We start from the raw sequence: 17,481 nt of genomic DNA on the forward strand, positions 1-17,481 counted from the left end.
CCAGCTGTGCAAGGGCGAGCACTATTACCGGTTCGCAAGCGGTGGCGGGAGTTCCTCCGGCTGCTCAGAGCAGTGAGGAAGCCGGCCGACGGGGACCTCGTACATCGTCCTGGATAATCCCTGCATATCGGGCAGGGCAATTTCTCAGGACGAGGCACCCGGCGGAATCAGCCCCCGGACCACCTGCCGAGGCGGCTCCTCGGCCCGCTCCACCGTCACGTGGCCGAGCGCGTGGTCGGCGAGCAGTCCGGCGAGTGGACAGTCCCGTCCACCAGCTCATCGCTGTCGGGATTGGACCACCTTGTGAAGGGCGAGCCGCTGTTCTCTCGTCACCTGCTGCGATACGGCCTCGTTGACGACGGTGAGATGGCCGAGCCCTGGTGATCCACGGGGGGCGTCGCGAACCTGCTGTGTTCGTGCAGTCGCAGCGGGCAATGCCCTTCGCGCACCGGTCGGGGCAGGGCCGACGCCCCGATGTCGAACGCTCGAGCAGTGCGACAACAGCCTGCCCGGTGACCCGAAAGAGCGCGACCGCATACGTCGAAGGGCCCCATCGGTTTCCCGGTGGGGCCCTTCGACGTTTTGCCCGGTGAGAGCAATGGCGGAGGATGCGAGATTCGAACTCGTGAGGGTTGCCCCCAACGCGCTTTCCAAGTCTTCGCCCGGCCGTCCGGCGGCGATCAGGTGCGTCATGACCTGCGACGGGTGATGGAGCTGCCGCACGGTCGGATGGCGCCGTACAGCGGTGAATGAGACCAGAACTGAGACCGCGAACCTTGTCGGACAGAGCTCGGGCGGCCGTGGTCGAGTCATGGCGGCCTGAGTCGCCGGCCTGGTCGCCGGCCTTTGTCGGGAGGAACGCTTGGCGAGGCCGTAATACGCGTCATACACTTCTGGTATGCCGAAGACGAGGATCAGCATCAGCCTTGACAGTGATCATGCCGAGCGCATCCGGACTCACGCGGAGCGGGCCGGCATGGATGTTTCCGCTTATCTCGTCAACGCTGCGACCCGGCAGATGGCCGAGGCGGAAGCGGCCGAGGCGCAGTTCGCCCGACTCGACGCGGTGATCGCGGCAGCTGAGGCGGAGGCTGCCGCACTGGCACCGCTGCCTGAAGTCGCCGACGACGATCTCACGGAGCAGGAGCGGCAGGAGGTGCAGGAGGCCATGGGGCTCGTCTATGGCGCAGACGGTCCTGCTACCCGATCCGGTAACGCGGCGTGAGCGCCCGGGTGCCGGTCTACGACACCGGCATGCTGATTGCGCTCGCGGATCGCAAGGCGAAGGCTGTGCGTCTGCACGCCGGCCTCCAGGACACGCCGCATCGGGCGCTCGTGCTCGGACCGGTACTGGCACAAGTCTGGCGGCCCAGCCCCGCCACGGTGCATGCCCTGGCCGGGGTGATGAAGGACTGCACGGTGCCGCAGGCTCGTAGTTCGGCCCCAGCCATGCGCCCCACCAGCGTGGGGCAGACGGCCTGCATCATGTGCGCCACCGGCCCGGACATCACCGAATGGCAGCGCATCGGAAGCGCCCTCGGTGCGGCAGAGCTGCCCCCGAAGAAGCGGCCGGACGCCGTGGATGCCCTGGTGGCTCTGACGGCGGCCCGACACGGCAGTGCCGTGGTCTTCACCAGCGATCCGGCCGACCTCGATGCCTACCTGAAGGCACTGGACGCCAAGGACGTGCACGTGGTGCAGATCTGAGGAGTCGGTCGGCGGTCGTGTCCCTGGTGCGAGGGTACGGAGGAACGCAGAAGGCCCCGGCCGGTTTCCCGGTCGGGGCCTTCGACGTATTGCCCGGTGAGAGCAATGGCGGAGGATACGAGATTCGAACTCGTGAGGGGTTGCCCCCAACACGCTTTCCAAATGTTCGTATGGGGGTTCGGCTAGGTGCGGGAACGTCCTGACCTGCGGAGAAGTAGAGGCACATAGGGCTTCTGAACGGTGCCGTATGCCGGTGAACGCAGCCAAAACTGCAACCACGGAGCCGCCTCTTGCGGCACGGATGCTGCCGGCTCGTGTTTGCTCGTCGATCGAGTCAAGCCGCAGTGGCGGGGGCGTCGACTGGTGTCTCTTCGGGTCGGTACTGATCGAGCAGGCGCAGCAACTCGTCGTAGACGCTGTCCGGGTCGTCAGTCTCAAGGATCAGCATGGCCACCACGTCGAGAGCATGATCAATTTTGCCCTCGGAGTCTTTCTTAGCCTGTTCGAGCATTTTCAGCTGGCGGGCCGCCTCAGGTCGGGCGTCCGCGAAGGCGGTGGGCAGCCTGTCGAGTGCGTCGAGCAGATCCCATTTCTTGGGGATGAAGTACGTCGCCTGCATGGGGTCCTGGCTGACGACCCTCACGACGGGCTTCGTGATTCGCGGCCCTCGGGTGATCTCTACGCCCAGAAGGAGCTTCGAGGCAGCGTGGTACAGGTTCGTCAGAGCGGGATCGTGGCCTTCGAGGACCACCTCAGAGACACTGACGCCCTCGGAGGAGAGAAGCGCACGAGTGAGCACGGCTGCTGTGCCTACGTCGGCGCGCTTGGGGTCGTAGGTGGTGATGAAGCGGTCACCGTCACGACGTAGCAGAAAGGGTTTCGCTTGCCCGGTGTCTCCTCGGTAGATGTGGACCGAGGTAGCGGAAAGGCGTTCGCGGGTCAGGAGCGTCATCCCAGGATCTCCGCTCGTTGCCAGACCCGACCGACGGCGTCACGGTGGTGGTCGCTGTGGCCGTGCTGGCGGGTGCACGGCAGACGATCGTGCCAGGTGTTATCGGTGTCCGGCTGGCCGTCCGCCCGGTCACCTGTCAGTGCGTCGCGGCCCGAGCGTCGCTCCAGACACTCGGACCCAACCATGCTGTTCAGGGCACCGCGCAGCGGGCTGGGTTCGACGTTCCTGTGTCGGCTCGCGATCTCTGCCATGTGCTTGGGGATGAGCTGTAGGAGCAACTCGATGGCGGCCTGTGGGTCGTCAGCCCCCAGGCAAGCGGCTGTCAAATCGTTGGCCACCTTCGCGATGACCATTTTCCCTATCGGTGTCACCCGGCCGCCCTTGACGACGAGGGTATGTGGAGGGAGCGCGTCGAGGTCGATATCGGCGCTGGATTTGCGTGCTTCTCGTGGCACCGTTGTGGATTCACTCCGGGCTATGAAGGGCTTGATCGTTCTTCTCCTCGGTAAGCGGCACATATCCCAGCGCCGACAGGCCGACGCTGGCTGTCCTGCCTTCCTAACGGCCCCCGAGAGCTAGGACCAGGTATTTTCACCCGTTCGAGAGACATGGGCCCAAGGGCGCCACACGGCAGTGCGATCTGTGGCACTCTCGGCTGGCAACTGCCCAGCCGGATTCTGCTACCTGGCCTCGCTCAACCCAGCGTCAGTAAAGATGGTTCGGTCCCAGGTGCGCTCTGTTGCATGTGAGCGGTCGCTCCTACCGTGGGTTGATGCCCAATGGCGTGTGGCACACCCAGTCCCGCCATCTGCTCCAGAGCGGGTATCGCGCCACCTGCGTAACTGGCGTACGACTGTCATATTCACGACACCACGGCCTCGGCCGCCATTCCAAGCAGCCGCCAGCGTCGCTCGCTGTCCATCGCCCTACCCCGACAATCACCTGCGACCGCGGCCTTGGTCGATGAGAGCCGCCCGAGCGTCCTTGTCAGCCTTGCGGTTGGAGCGGCGCCATTGCAATGAAGTCTTCATGCGACTTCCATAGAAGGTATGCCATCGCCGTTGCGCACAGTCGATCCGGTACGTCTGGCGGCTCGACGCGTCGAGATGGGACTCTCCCGCGCCGCCCTAGCTGCCCGAGCTGGCGTTTCGGCTCGGATGATCTTCTTCTACGAGGAGGGTCGTCATACCCCCACCGCAAGGCGCCTGGAGCAGTTGGCGACCGCGCTCGGATGCACAGTAGAGGCTCTCACCGGTGCCCCGCGTGGTCAGGAGACGCTGGTCGATCTCAGGTATGCCGCCGGGCTGACCTTGGAGCGCGTCGCCGAACTGCTCAAGACCACGCCTGCGGGGAGGGAGCTGCGCGTGTCCGCGCCGAAGGTCTCCGCGCTGGAGAGCGGGGGGCAGGTCACTGGGCGACTCTGGCAGGACCCCGAGGCGACGGGGCGCCTAATCGGCCCCCTGGCCAGGGCGTACGGCGTTCCGGTGCGCATGGTCCTTGACGCATGGATGCGAACCAGGCCGGAAGATCCTGCTCCTGTGTTGTCGGACAAAGTCAAGCAGGCACCCTCGAGGGCGGCGCTGGCAACATGGGATTCGTTGAACGAGCGTCAGCAGGTCTACCTAGGAGAGGTCATGCGGGACGACCGGATGACCGCGACCGAGATGTGGATGCGGCGGCTTCAGCGGCTGCCCGTGCCCAAGGCCGCTGAGTGGCGCCGATTGCCCCTGGCCCTGAGGGCCGCACCGTCCGTTGCCGGATACACCCGGTTGCAGGAGCGGCTTCGCCAGCGTGGCGTTCACGATCCCGGTGTGGGTTCGACGGTGCACGCTCTAGAGCGGCGGGGGCTGTTGGTAGTCAGTGAGGATTCCGTTGACCACCCGGCTGTTGGGGAGGTTGGACGCGTGCTGGTGGAGATCACCAGGCGCGGCCGGGCTGCCGCCCGTGCGGGGCTTGGTGAACCGCGCGAGCCGGATCCTGCGCCCCACCTGCTTTCGGAGTGGCTATGGGGCGTCGTTGCCCGTGTTGCTTCCGCAGAGCCTGCTGGCCTGGAGGACGACCAACTAGCCGGCCGCTCACTGTTCTTCATTGGAGTGGGCTACCGGGGCAGGTCCGGAGCACAGCCGAGTCGTGGCTTCGTGGACTCCGTCCCGGTCATGGCACCGGGAGGGACACATGTCTCGGAGTACCGCTGGCGGCTGACCCAGCTCGGCCTACGCCATGTAGCGGAGTACCTGCACGTCTACCGAGACCTCTATCCGAGTGTCAATACCACAGAACTCGAAGCAATCGCGGGTAACGCGCCGTAGTTCGCGCCTTTTCTCCTTGGGTGGACCGATTGTCAGAGGCGCCACTTACGCTCCATGACTGTGACGAGTTCAACGGAGAACAGCACGCGCGAACTTGGCGATGTCCGGGTTCGCTACCTGGTAACCCGGGCCGCCCTGCGCGCGGCAAAGGCTGTGACTGAGCCCGGACTTGAGCCGCAACAGCGGCTGGCAACCCTGATGGAGTGCCACGGAACGCTGCATGCGGCGCGCGGCCCAGGGATTCCTCTGTCGTTCGGGGAGTTCCGCCACGCGCTCGCGGGGAATTTGGCTGCCCTGCTGCCCGACGGTGTGGACCCGCTGGACTTGGAAGGGATGCTGGTCGTCGACCGGGATGGACAGGTGACGGAGGACGCCTTCGATCTCGATCTTGAGCAGCAGATGCTGCTGCACACGCTGCGGAAGCTCGACACGACCGCGGGGGTGGTGAGCGACAGGGAGCTTCAGTCGGAGATCGACCAGGAGACCGCTTTCACGCTGCTGTACAAGCAGGGTGACCAGGCCGTCTACGAAGCCGGGCGGTCGGACCTGATCCGTTCCCCTTCCGGTGCCGTGGACGACCTCTGCGAACTACGGCTGCCCCCGTTGGTTGCGGACTTCTATCGGGAGATTCCCTACAACTCACAGTTCGGGGGCTGGTGGTTCCCGTGCCCGGTATGCCGGTGGCCGATGCGGATCGTCCTACGGAAGAACAGCGGCGCTCTGGTAGGAGCAGTCCGTTGCTGGCACGCTCCGCACGCGGACATGGGGGCCTCCTACCTGTTTCGGCCGACCACGAATACCAGTGTCCCCGAGTTGCTTCCCGAACCGTCGCCGGCCCGGCCGAGTGGCCGTGAGGCAGTCCTGTATCCGGACTTCGGGGACATCCCGCTGGCTGTGCCCGTCGCTGGGCACAAGGCCGTCAGCCGGGGGATTTGGCGGTACACGACCGTTCCCGGACTTCCTGAACTCTCGCTGTACGACCGGCTGGTCGATCGCGGCCTCAAGGTGAAGCTGTGGCCGGGACTCGATGCTTACGACCTGCTGGTCGAGGCCGGGCCCAAGCGGGCCAAGAAGGTGCCGTTCAAGGTTGACGTGAAGGACTACACCTCAGCGGCGACGCTGGCCAAGCTGATCCATGCCCAGGACGGCGACCGCGGCGGTGCCGAGTGGCTGGTGGTGCCCGACTACCGGGCCCGCCAGGTCCCGCTGCTGTCGGGGGTGTGCGAAAAGTACAGCATGCGGGTGGCGGCGGCCTCCGAATTCGGCGAGATGGTCTGCGAGAAGGCTGGGGTGAGCTGGACATGAGTGATGTGCCGATCGCAGAGACCGCCGTCTACACGGCGCTGGCCCTCGCGGCCCACTACTTTCCCAAGTCTGTCGACGGAGACTCCCGCACTGCGGCCCCGTTCGCCGAGGCGGCATCCCTGGTCTCGGGGAAATACCGGGCTTGGGACCGGTGGAAGGAACTGCCTCACGACGAGAGGCAGCGCATCGCCATGGTCTGCTCCATCGCCCCCGGCGAACTCGCCGACGTCCGCACATTCTCGGTAGCGGCGCGCACCCTGTTGTCGCCGCTCACCGTGGACGGAACCAGCAGCGTCCCGGTGATGGGCCCCTTCGAGCTCGTGGGCACTGACCCCTTCACGGCGGATTCCGCGTTCCCCAGGCTCGGCGGTGATCCTTTGGGCTACGTCGACCGCATGACCAGCCGGTTCCGACGCCCCAGTGCCCGCCCCAAGCCTCCGGAGTTCGCCGGACCGGGGACGTGGCTTACCCGGGAGATCTTCGTCAAGAATGTGGGCCAGGTCCACGGGCGGCTGCAGATCCCCACCTACCCCCAGTTCACCGAGGCGCTCGGCCACGACAGTCTGCCCAGCGTCTCGACCGTGCCGTACCAGGCCGACTTGCGTATCCCCACGCCTGAACTGCTGCGCTTGGCAGAAGAGATCGACCTACGCTTCCCGGAGGGCAAACGCTACCTGCGCAGCACTCTCAGGCAGCTGTTCAAGGTCCTGAAGACCTCGGACACGGTGTCCCCCGAGGAGGCTCTGTCGCTGACTGCCGGCGGCATGGAGATCTTCAACGCACCCACCGGTACCGGCAAGAGTGTCCTGGTCCGCGTGATGGCTGCCTGGTTCGCTGCCAACGACCTGCGCATCGCCATCGTCCTGCCGGATATCAAGGCATGTCTGGCCATGACCTGGAATGTGCGCGAAGACCTGGATCACCTGCACCGTTCCGGGATCATCGAGCAGAAGCGTACGTGCGCGCACCTGATGTCGTCCTCCGGGATGCACGACCGCGCTCTCAAGCTCGCCTCGCTGATCAACGAGTCTGTGGACGCGCCGGGCGAGTGGGGCGGACGAGCCGAACGTGACGTCGATCCCCTGGCATACGGATGTGCCCAGAGGACGTTCCTCGAATCCACCGGCGACTACCCGCCCGGACGCGAACCGTGCCTGTCGCTGCACCGACAGGGCGTCGGGTCGGCAGCCTGCCCCTGGATCCCCACCTGCGGGAAGTTCACCCCCGTCTACGAGGCGGCCACTGCCAACGTCGTCATCATGAACCACTACGTCTTCATGCAAGGCCACCTGAAGATCGGCATTAACCTGGACGGCCGACCCGTTCGCAGCATGACCGCAGCCGAGTTCGCCTTGCGGACCTGCCACGCGGTGGCGATCGACGAGGTCGACCAGTTCCAGTCCCGAGCCGTGGACAAGTGTGCCAGTGAGATCGTCTTGCACTCACGCCGACACTGGTCGGCAGCGCCCCAGGAGATGGACACCGACGCCAAGCGGCTGCGCATCGACGACGAGCACAGCTTGCTACCTGCCGTCAGCCATGTCCGGCTCATGGCCGAGTTCCTGCTGCTGAGCATCTGCAAGAACGCTCTCAGCCTGCACGCCACCGAGGACGACCGCGCCCAGGCACGCATCCCCGACCAGACCAGCACTCGCTGGCACCTAGCCCGCGGACGGGACCGCACTCTCCTGCGGCTGCTGTGGCCGGAAACCGCAGCGGAGGACAAGGCAGACATCCCCGTCGAGTACTTCCAGCGGCTCAACGCGCTCATGCCCGCCCGCTACCAGCGCCTCGACCCGCTCAGCGGGCAGCCGAGCCTGCTTGAACCCGACTGGCACGAGGTCAGGAGCGAGCTCAGCGCGTTGGTGGCGCCCCGTGGCGAACACCTGCTGGATGCAGTCAAGCTCGAACTCCACCGACTCCTCGCGGACGCCGTCAAGGACACTCACCATCGGACACAGGCGATCAACCTGCTGGTCACCAGAACCGCAATGATCGAGCTGGACGAGGCGCTCTCGGCTCTCCAGGAGAAGGCCCACGACTACCGCTCCTCCGGTCTGCGCTCGGCCCAGAGGATCTCCAAGGACCTGCAGTCCGGCGCCGTCGCCTCCGTTCTGCCAGTCGGCATGCTGGGCCGAGCGATCACTGGCTACCGCGTCACCGGTCTGGACGATAAAGAGAAAAACGCCGCCCTGGTCGCCCAGACCATCGCCGGCGACCCGCACACCTTCACCGCCGAACTGGGCGGCATCGTCTCGCTCATCCTGGCCGGCGTCGAGCGGCCGGTGATCGGGCTGTCTGCGACCGCATACTTCCCCCAAGCGGTACGTGAACACCTGCATGCCCCGGTGCGCTGGTGGATGACCGACGCCCAGGCCAAGTCCATCCGGGCCCGTAAGCACCGGATCGACTACGGCGAGGGCCACCCTCTCTTCGGTGACCCCATCAAGGTCTCGGGCACCCACCCCAGCCGTAAGAAGGACGCACTCATCGAGCTGGGCAGCAACCTCTACGACCAGTACATCCACCGCGAGCTCGAACGCACCGCCGTCAAGGACCCGGACCGGGCACACGTCCTGGTTGTCGCCAACTCCTACGAGCAGTGCGCCTGGCTCGCCCGCGGCATCGCCCGGGCCGGGCGCTACGACGGAGGGCTCTGCCTGGCGGTCAGGGCCGAAGACCTCCACAGCCCCAACCCCGAGCTACCCCGGGAGAACGTGGCCGTACGGCTGACCGCCGAGGAGTTCGAGGACTTCCCCCGGCACGGGAAGATCCTGGTCGTGCCGTTGTCGCTGATCGCCCGAGGACTCAACATCGTCAAGGGCACCCGCTCAGCGGTCCGCTCCGTCTACCTGTGCGTGCGCCCCCTCGCCCTGCTCAACGACCCCGCCGAGATGTACGGCAGCATCAACGCCGCCGGACTGCGAGCCCTGCCGACGGGCGGCAGCCCGCTACCCTCGCAGGCCCTGGCTGAGGCCAGGGACGCCGCCTGGGACCGTCTCGCGCTTCTACTACGTACCGCTCCCCAGTTCACGGCAATGCACAAATCCCTCCAGGAGGAAATCGTCGCTGGCATGATTGTCGACCTCATCCAGCTTGCTGGCCGCGCCCGCCGCGGCGGCACCGAAGCCGTTCTGCACATGGTCGACTACGCCTTCCACGAGGACACCTGGAGTGCCGACCTGGAAACCGTCCTCAAGCGCATCCACTCCCAATGGACACCGCAGGTACGGCAGCGCATGAACGACCTGTACGGGGAGGCACTCAACGCCTTCCTCTCCTACGCCGGCATCGAACCCCATGACACCGGCCTCCAAGGCAACTGAGCGAGCAGAGACGGAAGAGGACACGTGACCCAGCAGGACCGTGAACCCGGCAAGTACCTGAACACCCTCGCCTTCCGCTGCACCCCGGAACTGGTCGGCGACGCCGCAGTCCACGTGCGCCACTTCGACGAGGCGACCTGGAAGCTCTGGGACGACTTCGACAGGCTCTGCAAGAAGAAGTTCAGGAACGACGCGGCCCAGGCCCCTTACTCCATCGCCACCACCGTCCTCAACATGACCAGTGGCGGCTACGTCTACTTCGAACCCGACCGCCGCGCCCCGTTCCTCGCCTCCCTCCAACCCCTCGACGACAAGCTGCTCCGCCGTGTGTTCACCCTCGCCTATCACCTCGCCCTGGGCCAGGACGTCAGCACCATCGATCTCACCGCTCCTCCCGAGCTCGCCAAGCGGTTCGCTGACACCCCCGAACACACGTACTCGCTAGCCACCTACCTCCAGACCACCAAGAACACTCAGCCCACGGCCCCCAACTGGCTCTACCGCACGGTGGCCTGGCAGCTCTCCCAGCAGCTCGCTACCGAGCCCTGGGCCATCTCCGACAGCCGGACCGTCAAGCTGCGGCCCGACACCACCGGCGGCCTGGTCGCCTTCGACGACCCCTGGACGAACGAGCAGGGCGGTCGCTACGCCCTCTCCCGAACGGCCCTCAACCTGAAGACGCTGCCCAACGTCGCGAACCCCGTACTGCTGCTGACATCACGGGTAACCCGGATCTCCTCCTCCCTGGTCTTCTCCAACACCGCCCTCGCCGAGCAGCCCGGCGAGAACCACCCGCTCCTTGAGGTCACCCTCAACGGCCGCGGCGGTGCTCGCACGATCAACCGCCTTGCGCTGCAGGCCCTTGGCCGCCTGGAGATGGACTACTCAGTCCTGCGCGCTATCGATGAGCGGTCGCAGGCGGAGCAGAAGCTGCTCGCCGAGGCGGCAAAGGCAAAAGCGGAGGGAAAGGAGCCGCCCCGCTTCCCCAGCGAGCACCCCGGCCAGGTGTGGCCCATCCTGCCGAAGAATTTCTCCTTCCCCGTCGGCACCGGTCCCGGCATGCAGCACCTGCGGCTCCTGCACCAGCACTTCACCACGGTCTTCGACACCGATGCCGTGCCGCTGGAGGCACGTGAGGTACGGATGAGCCTGCCGCACCGGCCGACGGACCCCGAGAACATCTCGAAGACGGAATACCTCCGCCGCAAGGCTGAGCGCGAGGCACATCCGGAGCCGAAGACACTGGGTCCGATCCGCAAGCGCGGCACCCTTTTCCCCACGCCGGAAGCCATCTTCGCCTCAGTCGAGGCCGCAGGCTTCAAGAAACTGCGCATCGTCTGCCTCTGGTACCAGGACGACACCCGGCTCCGGATGCTTGACACCTTCTGCAAGAGCTTCGACCTCAACCCCGAAGGGCTCGATCGGGAGAACGGTCAGGAACTCCGGCTGCACGGCGACCAGATCGTCGCGGAGTTCCACCGCGCCCCCGACTTCCTCAAGCCTGGCCCCTCCGGCGGACGCAGGGACGCACTGGCAGCCACCGGTGCACCGATCCGCTCCCAGAACGGGGTGCTTGTCGCGGCATGGTGTGAGACCGAGATTCCCACGTCGGCCGTGGCTGAGGAGTATGCGGGGATCAGTTTGGACGATCTCGACGCCAAGCCGCAGACCAGGAACATCTTCGGAGACCTCGGCGTCCCCAGCCAGTACCTCCGCGGCCAAGACGAGAAGGGTGTCGTCTTCAAGCCCAAGGCCAAGGATCACCCAGCAGAGATGGCCCTTCTCGACCTCTACCGGTCACTCGGCATCGTCGACGACCGCATTGCGGATGCCCTACGGCCGGAGAAGGCGGGTTACCCGGTCGACCGCATCGCACACGTCGGCATCCACGTACGGCAGCAGAACCGGCGCAAGGGGGAGTTCGGCCAGCCCAAGGTCGTCATCACCGCGTCCGCTCTCGTGCCTCCGCAAGCCACCGGTGGCACCTGGACCATGCTCGGGTGGAGCTCTACCCGGCCCGAGTGGCAGCCTTACCACTTCGCCCAGCCGGCCTTCCACGCCAGCGCCTACCCGGAGGGAACGGGCGACAAGAAGACGTACCGGCAGCGCTGGGACGACGCGGCCGAGACCGTCGAACGCGCCCTCGCTGACCTTGCCGACGAACTCGACGGCACTCCGTACGTGGTCACCGTGGACGAGCTGGCCTCCCGACGGATGTGGGACGGGCTGCAGAACATGCGACAGGGAGGCTCGCCAGGTGACGGCAACAGCCGCTACTGGCTCCCCGGCACCACGCTGGACCGCGATGACAGGCCGCAGGCCGTCATCCGCATCAACATCGAAAGCGAAGAAGTACCGCAGCCGGTGAGCACCACCCGTTTTGTCAAGGCCAAGGACAGCGAGCCGGTGGAGCAGGACACGGCGACCACGCTCTACCAGGTCACCACGGACTTCGGCGCACCTGCATGGATCCTCTGCAACGTTCCGCGAGCCTTCGACGGGGACGGGGCGGGCCGGCTGGGCTCGAAGTACACGCGTTGGGATGCCAAGGCATCCGTCTTCTCCGACAAGAAGGAGGAGCGCCGTAAGGGAGAGATGCCGCAGAACTGGTACTCCATGACGGCCAGCGAAATCTATCCGCTCGCCTGCGCTGCTGGAGTGTCCGAGGAAGCCCTCGCCATCACCACGGCGAAGCTCTGCCACCAGAGTCAGTTCTGGGACGGCCGCTCCCGTTTCCCTGTCCCTCTGCACGCCGCGAAGCAGATGGATCTTGACCACCCGCAGTATCGACGCACGGCCGCGCCCGAGGAGAAGCTCAGCCTCGAACTCGGTATCGAGGTTGCTGCCGAGGGAACCGAGGAGCAGAAGGAATTGCACTTGTAGGCAGCTCCACCGAGTTCCGAATACTGCTCCCGCATACGGAACCGCGACTTGTTGTTTCCGGCTTACCTGTCCTATGTCGCTGGCCCTCTCCTCTGTGGCGCCTGATCTGTATCCACAGCCTCGGGCCAGCACCGACCACCACGAGGTTAAGGAGGGCCTCTTCCCTCGCCATTCACCTCGCTCGGTCGCGCAGAGCGTGGGCAGGCAGCCGGGGCCGAAATTCGTCGATTCGCACCCCCGGTCGGGAAGGCCGTCCTACCGGGCAGGTCGCTGCAGACCGGGCGCCGCTCGTTGGGGCGCAGGGAGAACCCGAAACTCTGCGAAACGCCAGGGGACCTTCGCGGCGGTGACGAATGCGGCGGGGCCTTCTGGGAGGTGCGTGAGGACGCCCAGGAAGAGGGTGTGGGAGACCGCCAGGAGGGGGCCGTGGCGTTGGGCGGTGTGGTGGAGGAAAGTGGCGCAGTGGCGGGCGCGGGTGTGTAAGTCGGTAAGGCTTTCGCCGTCTTCGCAGCGTAGAGACGGGTTGGCGAGGCGCCGGGCTCGCCAGGCGCGATAGGCGGGCGGGTAGGTCTCGGCACTCCGGCCTAGGACGATGCTCGGGGCGCGCCACTCGGCGAGGAGGCCGGAGGTGGCCACGATCGGCAGGCCCGTGAGATGCGAGACGAGGGTGGCGGTCTGGCGGGCACGGGGAATTGGGCTGGTGACGATCGCGCTGATGCCCTCGGGGAGGGGGAGCGAGCGGCACACCTGGTCGCGGCCCTCCATGGTGAGAGCGGCCTCGTGTGGGGCGTGGTATCCGGGGCGGTGGCCTTCGTAGGCGCCGTGGCGCATGAGCCAGATGTCAGCCAAGGATCCAGCCTCCGTCGACGCGCAGGGTCTGGCCGGTGATGAAGCCGGCGTCCTCGGTGGCGAGGAAGGCGACGGCCGCGGCGACGTCTTCCGGTCGGCCCCGGCGTTGGACGCACTGGCGGGCGAGCTGGCGGGCGGTCATGGCCTCCGGGTCGTCGACGACTGCGTCTTCGGCGGGGACGCGGATGGAGCCGGGAGCGACGCAGTTCGCGGTGACGCCGGCTGGGCCGAGTTCGCGGGCGAGGGCGCGGGTGAGTCCTTCGAGGCCGGCTTTGGCACTGATGTAGCCGGCGAGCTCGTGGCGGCCTGCAGCGGCGAGGACGGAGCCGATCGTGATGACGCGGCCCCAGCCGGTGGCCGTCATGGCGGGGGTGAGTTCGTGGGCGAGGAGATAGTGGCTGGTGAGGTTGGTGGCCAGGGTGTCTTCCCAGTGGGTCGGTGTCGTCTCCGGCCACGATCGGCGCGGGTAGGCACCGGCGTTGCTGACCAGGATGTTCACCGGGCCCAGCGCTTCTTGGGCTCGACGGCACAGGGACCGTACCGCCTCGGCGTCTCGAAGGTCTGCCGACAGGGAGATGCAAGAGGGGAGGGAGGCTGAGAGCTCTCCTGCCGTTCGGTCGTCGTCGAAGTGGGCGAGCGCGATTGTGGCGCCATCGGCTGCGAGGCGGCGGGCGATGGCCGTGCCGAGGCCGCCGGTGGCTCCGGTGACCAGGGCGGTGCGGCCGTTCAGGGGGCGGGGCATGGCGACTCCAGTGGGCAGAAGTAGGTGGCGGGGTCGAAGGCGGGGCTCATCGCTTCGGCGAGCCGGGCGAGGAGGAGGAGCCGGTCCGCTGGGGCTAGGTCGGCGAGGTTGTAGACGCCGAGGATGCGCATGGCCAGGAAGGGGCGGAACAGGTTCGCCAGGTCCGCACCCGGCCAGAGGCGGTCGGCGACCGGCCGTACGAGCTGGTTCCAGTACGTGGTTACGGCGGCCTGCCGGGTAGCCGCGAGCCGTGGGGCATAGTCGATGTGGAGAGTGCTCGTGGTGTGCTCGATGTCCGCTCGTCGGATCTCGGGGGTGTTGTCCGGGGCGCGGGCGAACGTGGCGGGGTGGTCGGCGAAGGCAGCCGGGTTGTACGTGGGCACGAGCCAGCCGCCGAGGGCGGAGGCGTACCAGAGGAAGTTGGCGAACTCACCGGGGATGCTGTTCATCCCGGCGGTGTCGTAGTCGAACCAGGCGAGCGGTTGGGCGAGGTTGACGTCGGTGGGGTCGCCCTGGGTGAGCGCTGCCCAGACCGGCTCGGTCGCGGCGAAGTGGGCCCGGAGCCAGCGGAGGGTGGCAACCCAGTCCAGGTGGTGCCGACGGCCGTTGATGTTCAGGGTGTAGGTGTCGAGGCGGGAGACCGGTACGTCGATGAGGTCGTCGGCGATCGGGAAGTCCCTGCCGGCGTAGTAGTCGTCGAGTCGGCCGCCGGGGGCCGCACGGTCCCAGTACAGCTTGCGGACCACGCGTGTCGGGTCGGTGGGCCTCGCCGTCGCGAGGATGGCCTCGCGGTACGCAGCCGTGAGCTGATCCATGTAGGCGCGGAGGCCGCCGCTCGCCTCGCCTGCGTTGAGGAGATCGAGCAGGAGCCCGTGGTCGGTGCCGCCGGGCAGACGTTCGTACGCGAGGAGCCGCCCGCCCGGCACACGCAGGTGGGCGTGGAGGGTAGGCACCCGGTAGTGCTGGGCCAGGCGTGCGTGTCCGCGAACCTCGGCGAGGCTTCCAACCGGGTCGCGCGTGTACTTCAGGAGCAACGGGCGGCCGAGGAGGTCGACGGGACAGAGCAGGTTGCGAGTGAAGCGCCGCACCGGGCCGAGCCGCAGAGGGCTGCGGAAGGTCATGGCCGCACCCCGTTCAGCAGATCGAGGCACACTCGGGCCAGTTCGGCGGGCGGGAAGGCGTCCATGTGAACGTCGACGTCCGGAGGAATGGCATCTCGGACGGGGCAGAGGTCGCCCTGGTGCATGCGGTCGGACAGGTCGGTGGCGATGGCGTGGTGGTGGGGGAGCCCGGTGCGCCACTTGCTGTGGCTGTGGCGCGCGTACAGGCCGATGACGGGCCTCTCGGGACTGCGCGTCATCGCGGCGAGGTGGGTGAGGCCGGTGTCGTTGCCGACGATCAGGTCGCAGTGTGGGAAGAGATCGGCGAGCTGGTCGGCCGGCACCCCGTCCAGGTGGAGCACCTGAACGTGGCGTCGAGGGGCCTCTGCGCTGACGCTAAAGCCGTCTTCCGCGGCGCCGCCGATGAGCAGCAGCCGGGCCTGTGCTTGCTGGGCTTCGGCGATCTGCTCGGCGAGGTCGATGTACCGCTGGGCGGTGTAGTCCTTGCGCTCCGGCCAGCTGGTGGCGGTGATGGCGGCGATGGTCAGGCCGCCCAGCCAGCCCACCGATCGCAGCTCCTCGACGAGATTGTTCGGGCCGGTCGCGAGGGTCGGCGCGAGGGGAGCCGTGCCGGGGAGGCGGATGCCTAGAAGACTGCTGAAAATCTTTTGCGTTCTGGCCCCGGACCGGTAGGTCCGGGGCCAGTCTTGTGAGCATGCAGGGGGAATGGGCCGGGGAGATGGTCGGGCCGGATGTGTGGGAGACCTGCCGGGAGTTGATCCCGGCAGGGAGTGTGTTCGCTTTCCTGGCCGAGCATCGTGAGGTGCTGTTCCCGCCAGAGTTCTTCGCGGACATGTATCCGTCGGCCAACGGACGGCCGTCGTTGCCGCCGCAGGTGCTGGCCGCGATGGTGGTACTGCAGAGCCTGCAGGGGCTGTCGGACTTCGAGACAGTCCAGGAACTGCGGTGTGACCTGCGCTGGAAGGCCGCCTGCGGGCTGGGCCTGTACGACACCGCCTTCGATCCCTCGCTGCTGACCTATTTCCGGCGCCGGCTCGCCCGCTCGGCCGACCCGACGCGGATTTTCACCAAGGTCAAAGAGGTGGTGACTGCCACCGGTGTCCTCAGAGGAAAGCAGCGCCGGGCGCTGGACTCCACCGTCCTGGACGATGCGGTGGCCACTCAGGACACCGTCACCCAGATCGTGGCCGCGATCCGCCGGGTGATCCGTGAGGTCCCCGGCGCCGGCGAGGTCGCCGGCCGGTGGTGTACTGCTCACGACTACACCGACCCCGGCAAACCCAGGATCGCCTGGAATGACGAAGCCGCCCGCGAGGCGCTGGTCGACGCCCTGGTGACCGACGCGCTCAACATGCTCGGCCGTCTTCCCGAGCGTGAGCTGGGCGAGCGGGCCGCGAACGCGGTGGGCCTTCTCGCCCTCGTCGCAGGCCAGGACGTGGAGCCGGCCGAGGACTCCGACGGCCGCGACGGACGCTGGCGCATCGCCATGCGCACCGTGCCCGACCGGACGGTGTCCACCGTCGACCCCGATGCCCGGCACATCCACAAGAACCGAACCCGCCACCAGGAGGGCTTCAAAGGGCACGTGTCCTTCGAGCCAGAGGCCGGACTGTTCACTGCCGTCGCGTTAACCAGCGGCTACGGGCCGGACAACCACGAGGCCGCCGTCGCGCTGGACCTGCTGGCCGACGAAGACCACAGCGAGGGCGAGACGCTGACCGTGCTCGGCGATTCCGCCTACGGCACCGGCGACCTGCGTGAACAACTGACCGCCCAGGGCCACGTCCTGGTGGTCAAGCCGCCGCCGTTGCGGCAGGCCGTCCCCGGAGGCTTCACCATCGACGACTTCCACGTCGACACCGACGCCGCCACCGTGACCTGCCCGGCCGGACAGACCGCGAACCTGGGCCGCACCAAGGCCGACGGAGGCCGCACCGCCCAGTTCAAACGGCTGTGCACCGGCTGCCCGCTGCGGGAACGCTGCACAACCTCCAAGACCGGACGGGTTATCAACGTCCACCCTCAGCACGAACTGCTGACCGCAGCCCGCGTCCAGGCCGCCACCGACACCGCCTGGCAGGACGAATACCGCCGATGGCGGCCCCCGGTCGAACGCGCCATCGCCTGGCTCGTCGCCCACGGCAACCGCAGAGTCCGCTACCGAGGCGTCATCGCCAACAACATCGCACTCCACCACCGCGCCGCCGCCCTCAACCTCCGCCGACTGATCAACCTCGGACTCACCCGCACCAACACCACCTGGCACCTCGCCCCGGCCACCCCATGA

At 67.2% G+C, this 17,481-nt stretch carries 13 protein-coding genes; 7 read left to right on the forward strand and 6 right to left on the reverse strand.

The window, feature by feature from the left end; translation table 11 throughout:
• The first annotated feature begins 898 nt into the window (after positions 1-898).
• Together OH735_RS19330 and OH735_RS19335 are read left to right on the forward strand one after the other, a co-directional pair.
• Entirely contained in the window at positions 899-1,225 is a 327-nt protein-coding gene (locus OH735_RS19330; RefSeq protein ID WP_332429156.1) for a hypothetical protein, read from the forward strand.
• On the forward strand, positions 1,222-1,707 hold the full coding sequence (locus OH735_RS19335) for a hypothetical protein (RefSeq protein ID WP_406382773.1): 486 nt from the start codon (positions 1,222-1,224) through the stop codon (positions 1,705-1,707). The genes OH735_RS19330 and OH735_RS19335 overlap by 4 nt, the downstream gene beginning before the upstream one ends.
• 334 nt (positions 1,708-2,041) lie before the next feature.
• Here the strand turns inward: OH735_RS19335 and OH735_RS19340 are convergent, their stop codons facing one another.
• Positions 2,042-2,659, reverse strand: a complete 618-nt coding sequence (locus OH735_RS19340; protein WP_406382774.1) for a hypothetical protein — start codon at positions 2,657-2,659, stop codon at positions 2,042-2,044.
• Complete coding sequence (locus tag OH735_RS19345) at positions 2,656-3,114, reverse strand: hypothetical protein (RefSeq protein WP_406382775.1); 459 nt, start codon at positions 3,112-3,114, stop codon at positions 2,656-2,658. The genes OH735_RS19340 and OH735_RS19345 overlap by 4 nt, the downstream gene beginning before the upstream one ends.
• 594 nt (positions 3,115-3,708) lie before the next feature.
• Here OH735_RS19345 and OH735_RS19350 point away from each other — a divergent pair.
• Genes OH735_RS19350 through OH735_RS19365 form a run of 4 tightly spaced genes read left to right on the forward strand, consistent with a single transcriptional unit; the run spans position 3,709 to position 12,482 of the window.
• Positions 3,709-4,968, forward strand: a complete 1,260-nt coding sequence (locus OH735_RS19350; RefSeq protein WP_406382776.1) for a helix-turn-helix domain-containing protein — start codon at positions 3,709-3,711, stop codon at positions 4,966-4,968.
• A 54-nt stretch (positions 4,969-5,022) separates the two neighbouring features.
• On the forward strand, positions 5,023-6,273 hold the full coding sequence (locus OH735_RS19355) for a hypothetical protein (RefSeq protein WP_406382777.1): 1,251 nt from the start codon (positions 5,023-5,025) through the stop codon (positions 6,271-6,273).
• On the forward strand, positions 6,270-9,599 hold the full coding sequence (locus OH735_RS19360; protein ID WP_406382778.1) for a hypothetical protein: 3,330 nt from the start codon (positions 6,270-6,272) through the stop codon (positions 9,597-9,599). The genes OH735_RS19355 and OH735_RS19360 overlap by 4 nt, the downstream gene beginning before the upstream one ends.
• 24 nt (positions 9,600-9,623) lie before the next feature.
• A complete protein-coding gene (locus tag OH735_RS19365) occupies positions 9,624-12,482 on the forward strand; it encodes an RNaseH domain-containing protein (RefSeq protein ID WP_406382779.1) in 2,859 nt (952 codons plus the stop codon).
• A gap of 255 nt (positions 12,483-12,737) precedes the next feature.
• Here OH735_RS19365 and OH735_RS19370 read toward each other — a convergent pair whose 3' ends face one another.
• Genes OH735_RS19370 through OH735_RS19385 form a run of 4 tightly spaced genes read right to left on the reverse strand, consistent with a single transcriptional unit; the run spans position 12,738 to position 15,739 of the window.
• Positions 12,738-13,331 (reverse strand): histidine phosphatase family protein, encoded by a 594-nt coding sequence (locus tag OH735_RS19370; RefSeq protein ID WP_406382780.1) that lies wholly within the window; start codon positions 13,329-13,331, stop codon positions 12,738-12,740.
• On the reverse strand, positions 13,324-14,073 hold the full coding sequence (locus OH735_RS19375) for an SDR family NAD(P)-dependent oxidoreductase (RefSeq protein ID WP_406382781.1): 750 nt from the start codon (positions 14,071-14,073) through the stop codon (positions 13,324-13,326). The genes OH735_RS19370 and OH735_RS19375 overlap by 8 nt, the downstream gene beginning before the upstream one ends.
• Positions 14,058-15,194: a hypothetical protein gene (locus OH735_RS19380; RefSeq protein ID WP_406382782.1), complete on the reverse strand. Its 1,137-nt coding sequence runs from the start codon at positions 15,192-15,194 to the stop codon at positions 14,058-14,060. Before OH735_RS19380 ends, OH735_RS19375 begins: the two co-directional genes overlap by 16 nt.
• Positions 15,191-15,739 (reverse strand): glycosyltransferase family 9 protein, encoded by a 549-nt coding sequence (locus OH735_RS19385; RefSeq protein ID WP_406382783.1) that lies wholly within the window; start codon positions 15,737-15,739, stop codon positions 15,191-15,193. Before OH735_RS19385 ends, OH735_RS19380 begins: the two co-directional genes overlap by 4 nt.
• Before the next feature lie 149 nt (positions 15,740-15,888).
• Between OH735_RS19385 and OH735_RS19390 the strand changes: the two genes are divergently transcribed.
• On the forward strand, positions 15,889-17,481 hold the full coding sequence (locus OH735_RS19390) for an IS1182 family transposase (protein WP_406378983.1): 1,593 nt from the start codon (positions 15,889-15,891) through the stop codon (positions 17,479-17,481).

The sequence above is a fragment of the Streptomyces sp. NBC_01618 genome (assembly GCF_045209435.1).
Taxonomy (GTDB): domain Bacteria; phylum Actinomycetota; class Actinomycetes; order Streptomycetales; family Streptomycetaceae; genus Streptomyces.